This window comes from Nocardia sp. NPDC057440 (assembly GCF_042802915.1).
In the GTDB taxonomy this organism is placed as follows: domain Bacteria; phylum Actinomycetota; class Actinomycetes; order Mycobacteriales; family Mycobacteriaceae; genus Nocardia.
Genome location: NZ_JBHVDF010000025.1, coordinates 49,142 through 57,076, shown reverse-complemented (window position 1 = coordinate 57,076; position 7,935 = coordinate 49,142). Strand labels below are relative to the sequence as shown.

7 protein-coding genes are annotated in these 7,935 nt (G+C 63.9%); 3 read left to right on the top strand and 4 right to left on the bottom strand.

Annotated elements, in window-relative coordinates; genetic code table 11:
* The first annotated feature begins 1,321 nt into the window (after positions 1 to 1,321).
* The gene (locus ACFU4Z_RS33845; protein ID WP_379071645.1) at positions 1,322 to 2,671 is read left to right on the top strand and encodes a family 1 glycosylhydrolase; all 1,350 of its coding nucleotides are present in this window, start codon (positions 1,322 to 1,324) and stop codon (positions 2,669 to 2,671) included.
* 201 nt (positions 2,672 to 2,872) lie between these two features.
* Here ACFU4Z_RS33845 and ACFU4Z_RS33840 read toward each other — a convergent pair whose 3' ends face one another.
* On the bottom strand, positions 2,873 to 3,664 hold the full coding sequence (locus ACFU4Z_RS33840) for a hypothetical protein (protein ID WP_379071642.1): 792 nt from the start codon (positions 3,662 to 3,664) through the stop codon (positions 2,873 to 2,875).
* A 256-nt stretch (positions 3,665 to 3,920) separates the two neighbouring features.
* Positions 3,921 to 4,823 (bottom strand): hypothetical protein, encoded by a 903-nt coding sequence (locus tag ACFU4Z_RS33835; protein ID WP_379071639.1) that lies wholly within the window; start codon positions 4,821 to 4,823, stop codon positions 3,921 to 3,923.
* Positions 4,824 to 5,007: 184 nt separating this feature from the next.
* Between ACFU4Z_RS33835 and ACFU4Z_RS33830 the strand changes: the two genes are divergently transcribed.
* The gene (locus tag ACFU4Z_RS33830; protein WP_379071636.1) at positions 5,008 to 5,178 is read left to right on the top strand and encodes an NAD-dependent epimerase/dehydratase family protein; all 171 of its coding nucleotides are present in this window, start codon (positions 5,008 to 5,010) and stop codon (positions 5,176 to 5,178) included.
* Between the two features lie 44 nt (positions 5,179 to 5,222).
* On the opposite strand, the gene ACFU4Z_RS33825 is transcribed toward ACFU4Z_RS33830, so the two are convergent.
* Positions 5,223 to 5,894, bottom strand: coding sequence for a hypothetical protein (locus tag ACFU4Z_RS33825; protein WP_379071633.1), 672 nt, complete (start codon positions 5,892 to 5,894; stop codon positions 5,223 to 5,225).
* Positions 5,895 to 6,159: 265 nt separating this feature from the next.
* On the bottom strand, positions 6,160 to 6,822 hold the full coding sequence (locus tag ACFU4Z_RS33820) for a hypothetical protein (protein WP_379071630.1): 663 nt from the start codon (positions 6,820 to 6,822) through the stop codon (positions 6,160 to 6,162).
* 444 nt (positions 6,823 to 7,266) lie between these two features.
* On the opposite strand from ACFU4Z_RS33820, the gene ACFU4Z_RS33815 reads away from it, so the two are divergent.
* Positions 7,267 to 7,656 (top strand): hypothetical protein, encoded by a 390-nt coding sequence (locus ACFU4Z_RS33815; protein ID WP_379071627.1) that lies wholly within the window; start codon positions 7,267 to 7,269, stop codon positions 7,654 to 7,656.
* Positions 7,657 to 7,935: the final 279 nt, after the last annotated feature.

The following is a 7,935-nucleotide window of genomic DNA, read 5'->3' as shown; positions in this document are numbered from 1 at the left end:
CCTGCCCTTCACAAGACAAGATGATCACACGTCCACGCGCCGCAACTGCGCGGAGGGACCTTCCACTCCCGCGATATATAGAAACCCGTTGCGCCGAACCCATCTAATGCTACTAGACACCGGCTTTGATGTCTCGCACTCGACGTGAATCGATGAGTTCGCGGCCCGAAGATGCGATTCCAACGGTCGCGACACCGAACACCGCCGCGCCCGCCGCCCGAAACTCAGATAAATCATGAGGATGTAATCCTGGGCCCTCTCACGAGTTGGATGGCAATTCCGGTGCGGTCGTCAAATAAAGAACGATACCGCTACGGAGTGGCGTCACCGCGCGTCTTCCCCTAGTCGTTGGCAAGGTGTTAACCGGGGCGCGGGTACCGGGAAATCACAAGCGGCCCTTCGCCGCGCTCGGGAATGACGAGCCGAACACGAACAAAGCTCTTGAAACCATTGACCGAAAAGGGACTGCGGCACGATTAGGCGACAGTTGGTTATGCGGCCTGATCGGTCGCTGAGGTCATGACTGTCTCGTACTCGATGGGGTCGATCTGCCGGGTCGGGTTTGGCGGCGGTGTCCATGCGTTCGATCCAGGCGACGATCGCGATGCGGAGTTGTTGGCGGGTGTCCCATCGTTGCCGGTCGAGCACGTAGCGAGCATCGACCAGCGGTTGTGGCGCAGTTACTCCCAAGCGGTAACCAAGGCTGACACCTTTCCTACTGTCCGCGAGCACCTCGATCTGCTCATCGATGGGGCACGCCGAACCAACGATGATCATGTCCGGAGACATCTGGCCGAGCTCACTGCTGAGGCGTTGCAGCTCTCAGGTGAGACCCTGTTCGACACCGACGGTTACGAGACCGCTGCCCACTGCTATTCCCTCGCGGCGTCATTCAGCAAAGACACCGGAGCATACGACCTTCGGCGCTGGTTGATCTTGCTACCGCCGCCGCGCTGGGCTGGCAGGCCGCGCGGTGCACTGGGGCTGTTGGCCGCGGCCGGCTGGGTACGTCGGTGTGCGAGACCGACCGCAAGGCGCGGGTCAGTCCGCCGGCCAACCACTCGGCAAAGTCGCCGCGGTCGTCGGATCCGAGCAGGTAAATAGCCTGGCGCGCAGCAGCGCATCGTCGGGCCAGCGCTGACCGGTTGGTGGATGACTCCGCCAGTTGCGACGCCGGACCCTTGTCCTTCGCGTCTGCGCTGAGGACGAAACCGTCTGCGTCCCTGACAAATTTGGCCACTGCGGGCAGGAACTCGCGGAAACGGAAGCAGTTATCGCACAATCCGCGTGTCGACGGTGCGCATCCGCTTACCCTCAGGTGATGCGATTCCGGTTTCGTCGGTATGCCCTGGCCGTGCTCGCCGCCGCCGCGTCGACCATGCTGCTGTGTACGAACGCTCCAGCGGCCCCGCCGATCCGGCCGGTCGCTGCCGCACCGCCGCTGGACGCGGAATTTCTCTGGGGTGTCGCAGCCTCCGGATTCCAGTCCGAAGGCCATGCGCCCGACAGCAATTGGACGCGGTACATTCCCGCGCACCACGATTACGACGCATTGCGCGATTCGGTCGACTTCTATGACCGCTTTGCGTCGGACATCGACTTGGCGGCCGCGCTTGGCGTGCGGGTGTTCCGGATCGGGATCGAATGGGCCCGACTGCAACCGGCACCGGGGATTCGGGACGAGAATGCGTACCGTTTCTACGATGCTGTCATCGCGACCATCGTGCGGGCGGGGATGCGACCGATGATCACCCTTGACCACTGGGTGTACCCGGGCTGGGCAGTCGACCGCGGGGGCTGGCGCAGTCCAGGCATGGTCGACGACTGGCTGGCCAACATGCGTACGGTGGTCGATCGCTACGCCTCCGACAATCCGCTGTGGGTCACGGTGAACGAGCCGGCCGCGTATATCTCGCACGAGGTCCGCAGGGGCGCCGCCGATCCCGGCGAGATGCAGGAACGGATCGCGCAAGCGCACAACGCCATCTACGACTATATCCACCAAATCCAGCCCGGCGCAGAGGTGACCAGTAACGTCGGCTATGTCGCGGGCTCGGAGGCCGAAGTCAACGGGGCCTTCCTCGATCGCGTCGCCTACCGGCTCGATTACGTCGGCGTCGACTACTACTTCGGCTACGATCCAGCGCAGTCGCTGCTCGGGTCCATCACCAAAGCCACCGGATCTACTCTTCCCAACCTGCCAGGCACGAACATCTGGGATCTGCCCTTGCGTACCGAGGGTATCTACTATGCGCTGCAACACTATTCGCGCCGTTTTCCGAACAAGCCGCTCTACATCGTCGAGAACGGCATGCCCACCGAGAACGGCCGCCCCCGGGCCGATGGCTACTCCCGCAGCGATCATCTGCGCGACACCGTCTACTGGATCCAGCGCGCCAAGGCCGACGGCATGAACGTCATCGGCTACAACTACTGGAGCATCACCGATAATTACGAATGGGGCAGCTACACACCACGATTCGGCCTCTACAGCGTCGACGTGCGCACTGACCCGGCCCTCACTCGCCGCCCCACCGATGCGGTCGGCACCTACACACAGCTCGTCGCCGCACACGGCGTCCCCACCGATTACCGTCCCACCCGCAGCCCGGCCTTCTGCTTCCTGGTCGATCCACCGGCCAGCTGCCTGACCCTGGTCGCGGTCCCGTAGCCGCGTCCCCAATGCTAGTGGCGGCCAGAGTCGCCGTACGGGTTCCAACGCGACCGCGACTTCGTCGTGTCGGTGGTGGGCGGCGAGCCACTAGCGTGCGCCGTATCCGGGGCGACGACAGCCCGATGGACCCTGAATGCAGGAAGGCTTCAACCAACCCACGCCCGAAGCTTGGACACCGTCGCGTATGGCTGGTGGCGCCTATTCCGTCTTCAGTCCATTCAGAGCTTGCCGGGCTTGGTTTGTGGCGATCGTGTCGAGATCGTCCCGATTCACCGGGGGTTCGCCTTTTGCGCGCAGGACGGCGACTTCTACTCGCACCGAGATGTTGCTGTCGTGCACGCCCACGATGTAGGTCATTCCGTTGCTGGTGTCGGTGGTCGCGATGTGCCAGTAGCCCTGGGCGCCGATTCCGGTGACCTCGCCGGAGGCCAGCCCTGCTCCGGTGGCGGCGGTGTCGGTCTGTTTCCAACGGTCGTAGGCGGGGGCGGACTCGGCACCGGTGAACTGGGCCTGCAGGCTGATTCCGGCTTCGTCGACGGTGGCGTCGTCGTCGATCGTCGAGGGGCTGGTGTAGCGGATCGCGCAGTGCAGGTTGCCGCCGTCGGAGGTATTCGGCGGGAATTCCCGATGTCGGGGGTCTTCCCTGGGCGTGGACGACCACCTGTGCAACGGCGTCGGATCGACAAGGTCGCAGGCATTGGTGATCGCGCTCATCGAATAGATCCCCGGCGCGGCTTCCCGGCGCGACGTCGTCGTGGTCGGGGCGGCGCTGGAAGGGGCAGCGGCAGCGGCGGAATTGCCGCCACTGTCGTCGCCACTGACGAAGATGCCGATCACCACACCGATACCCAGCACCACTACCAGCCCGAGAACGCCGGCAACGATCAGACCCGTTTTGCCGCTACGGCTCGACGGCGGCGGCCCGTAGCCCTGACGAGGTCGGCCGTATCCGAAAACAGGCTGACCGGGAGCAAACGCAGGCACAGGCACAGGCACAGGCGTGTAGGTGCCCGAGTCGGGGCCAAGCGAGTCGCCAACCGGCAGATTATGTTGCCGCACAGCGGGATCGGCGCTTCCCGGCGTCGGCTGATCGTCAGGTCCGCGCTGGGGGTAGATCATCCCCGTGGCCCTCCGTTTCTGCAACGGGCTCCCCCCGTCGACCACTCAACTCTGAACCGATCCTATTCCTGCCGACGTCGAGCAGTCATCCGCGCCATCCCCACCGGCCCGCTCTAGTCGACGGCCTCTACTTCTCCCTCAAACCGTCCAGCGCACTGCGGACTTGGGGCCTGGCGATCGAATCGAGTTCGTCCAGGCTCACCGCAGGAGAACCCTTCTCACGCGTGAGCGCGATCTTTACCCGCACCGAGACATTGCCGTCCTGCACACACACGACGTAGGCCATTTCCGCGACGAGGTTGCCGGTCACTTCGGAATGCCAATACCCCTGGCTGCCGATTCCGGTGACCTCGCCGGAGACCGACCCGGGTCCAGCGGTGGCGATGTCGGCGTGTTTCCAATGGTCGTAGAAGGGCGGAGCTGTCCCGTCGGTGAACTCGGCCTCGACGCTCATCCGGGCTCTGTTCATGGAGAACTTGTCGCCGGTCGAACTGGTGTAGCCGACATCGCACTTCAGGCTGCCGCTGTCGTGGGTGGACGGCTGGGTTTCCCGATGGTTGGGAGTGTCTTTCGGCGTGGACGACCACTTGATCAACGCGGTGGGGTCGACCAGGTCACACGCATTGGTGATCCCGTTCATCGAATAGGTCCCCGGCCCCGATCCCTGCCGGGCAGTGGCCGAGGCACCGGCGGACTCACTGCCACCGCCACCACCCACGAACATACCGATCGCCACACCGATACCCAGCACCACCATCAGCCCGAGAACGCCGGCGACGATCAGACCCGTTTTGCCGCTACCGGTCGACGGCGGCGGATACGGCAGTGGCGGCCGGTACCCCTGACCAGATTGGCCGTACCAAGGCGGGTCCGCAGTCGGGCCCGCCGCAGTGGGCCCGAAGAACACAAGGTCGGCGCCTGCAGTGGAACTATCCTGGCCGCTGGGTGGGTTGAATGGCGGCGGTGCGGGTTCAGCGGTGCCCGCGTTCGGGTTATCGCCGGGTTCGTGCTGGGAATCGGTCATGCTCATAGGCCCCTCCGGTCTCGAACGGGCCTCCCCCGCCAAACCGTCGACTCGAACCCTGATCGTAGTGGTACGGGTGCAATCGGGCCGCACCGTGCAATGAGATGTCGGCACGTCAGGTCGCCGACGCCCTCACCCCCGACGCCGCGTTCTGCACTTCGCGGCCTCGATCGAAGTCGCAGAATCGGTCATGAACCCAGAGAAGTACTGGCCCAACAACATCGAAGGTAGCCTGGCGCCGCTGCGTGCGATCCCGGCGGCGAACGTGCCGCGCCTGGTCTTCTCTTCCACCGGCTCGATGTATGTCGGCGACCGCACCGTCGCGTTCGACGAAACTACCGAAGTCCGCCCGCAGAACTAGGGCGCCGGTGCTATATCGCCTGATGACATCGCGTAGCTGATCACCTAATTCGTAGGTTTCAGCGAAGAGTTCTGCGCCCATTTACTCGTACCGTCGGGCGCGTTGAGCGTGTTGATCAGCTCCACGGCCGAAAGCACCAGGACCGGTCCCCCGGCGGCGATTGTCCCCAGAATGCCGCCGACCCCGGCACCGGCGATCGCGGCAGGTATGCAGCCCACCCCGAACAGCGGCAAACCCATAATGCATCCGGTAATGCCTCCGACGACCAGACCGATCGCGGTGCCGACGAATGTGCCGATCGTGGCGGCGAGCCGCAATCGGGTCGAGAACGCCGACATCGCGGCCTGGTTCTCGAGGGGCGATGCGACCGGTGTCGCGGCCTGCGCGACGGCGGGCCGCAGCTCACCGGGTGTCAACCGCAGCTCCTTCGCATCTTTGCTGAGTGCGGAGTCGACTGTGAGCACCTTGTCGCCAACGGCGAATCGCGTTGGCACGACCATCACGGGTGCGCCGCTCTCATCGCGAATCGTGAACGAGCTGTGATCGTGGTCGAGCACGAAGGTCCCTCCCGATAGGGTGGTTGTCACAACACGTTCCACCAAAGTGACCTTGTATTCGATGTCATGTTCGGCGGGCGCTTCCGCGCGGGCGGTTACCGGCGCGATTACTGCAACGCATGCGATACCGATCGCCGCGATGCGTGAGGTTTCGATCACGAAATGTCCTTTTCTATTTCATGGAATCTATTTCATGAACCAGGCAAGCGAGACAGACCTGCTGAATGTGCGCGACCGCAGACCGGTAGCGATGAGTCGACATAAAACCACAGCCGCAATGTCCTGACCAGCTTCACCCCGAGAAATAGGTGATGGGTACGAGCAATTGTCGGGAAATCAGGCGACGCGCATACCGAAAGTACGCTTCCTTGCCAGCGTTCGCTGACATCGGATTGTGATAGGGGATGGCATCGATGTCCGCGCCTCAGTCGCCATCGTGCCCATCCGAGAAGTAACTGGGGACGCACGCGCGATCCAGCCGGGCGGGGTAGGGGTCGCCCAATCGGACCGGTAGGTGCCCCCTTCGGTATGCGCGATCCACGTGGATCTGCGACAGCGGTTCAGACCCGAGTGCCCGGAACTCCCACCGTGTTCCCGTGGGATCCGACTGCCAACCGTTCTGGTCGAGCCCGTATACCCGCGCGACGAGTCGATCGACGACGACGACGGCGTAACGGGCGTTGCGTCTCGCGGCGCTGCTCACCCGCCACCATCGCCGATCTCGCTCGTAGAGCGCTTCAGGGGACCGGAGGGCGGACGGCCCGCCATCCGGCCACGGCTGCGAGATGATGAGCGCAATACGTTCACCGACCGCGGTGAGGGCGCCCCAGCGCTGATAGGCATGCGCCCGGTCCAGGCCCGTGACGGCGGCGACGTCACCCAGCCCGGCCGTATGGTCGAGGGCGGCGGCTGCGGCTTCCAACATCCCGGCGTCGATCTCGTTCGCGAGCACACTGTGCACTCGCAGCAGGGCTAGTTGGAACTCACGCGCCTCCACGAATTCCAGCTCACCGTCTTCATAGCGAGTCCACGCCTGTGGTCCGAGCCCGCTCAGTTGGCCGGCGAGCCCGAGAAGGATAGTCCGCACGGACCGTGACAGCCATAACCTCTCAGTTGCCCACATATCGCGTGCAAACACATATCCCTCGCCGCTTACTTGCACATCAGTCATGGCCAAGGACTATAGCGACGATGTACCCCCAGTTCACAGATTTACCGGATCGATCTTAAGTAAATTTCTTCCTTGATAACTAAATATTAGCCATCTGCCCAGTAGTTGGTTCGTAGCTATCTTTGCTCGATTTCGAGGACATCAGCCGAAACGGTCGTCCGGTCCACTAAATCCGCTCGAAAAAACCTGGACCCCAGATAGCAGACCTTGGGCAAGGCGAATGCCCGATGCCCTCCCCCAACCGATCGGCCGGCGTAACGATATGGCGTCCCACCACCGACGTCTGGGCATATGTGCGTTCCGCGACCTCTGTCGATGCTCGAAAGGGAGTACACACTGATTGCGACACCGGCGAACCCAATGACATGCACGGCCGCCGCCGAACCCGCCACCACGGCCAACCGGTTCGATTGGTCGATCAGCCACGCCGACGACACGCTCGTGGTGACGTTCGGAGTGGAACGCGCCGGAATCGAGCTACCCGCTCCGCTGCGAATCGGGGTGGAGTTGTTTTTTCAGGACAATGGCCTGTCGGGACCCACCATCGCTATCAGCGGCCCGGTCGGGCGCCATATCCGGCTCGTCACCGGCATCAGCAAAGCCGATCGGGCTATCGAGTACCTCCAACACTGCGGGGCGGTGCTCCACGTCGGCCGCGCCGTATTGCCCCTGCCCCCGTTTCGGGGCTCGGCCTCGCATGGTCGGCGGGCGGCGGACACGGCCATCGCCATCGCATACCCCCGCTCGTAGCGGTCGCCGCCGCGGTTCGAGCCGTACGTCTGTACACCCCCGACGGATTCGAGCAACTCCCGTAGGCGTCAAGAACGAATCGTCGCCGAACGCTCGGTAGGTGCCGATTCGGCGGCGGCCGAGCAGCATTCGACCAGCGGCTACCACATCCGACGGCGGCTGGCACTGTTCGGGTGATGCGATGAGAGCTCTCCGCGCGGTGCTGTTGGCCGCCAACAGCACCGGCCGTCTCGTCGGTGCCGGGCTCCTCGATCACGACCACGCGTACGGGTCCTGCTC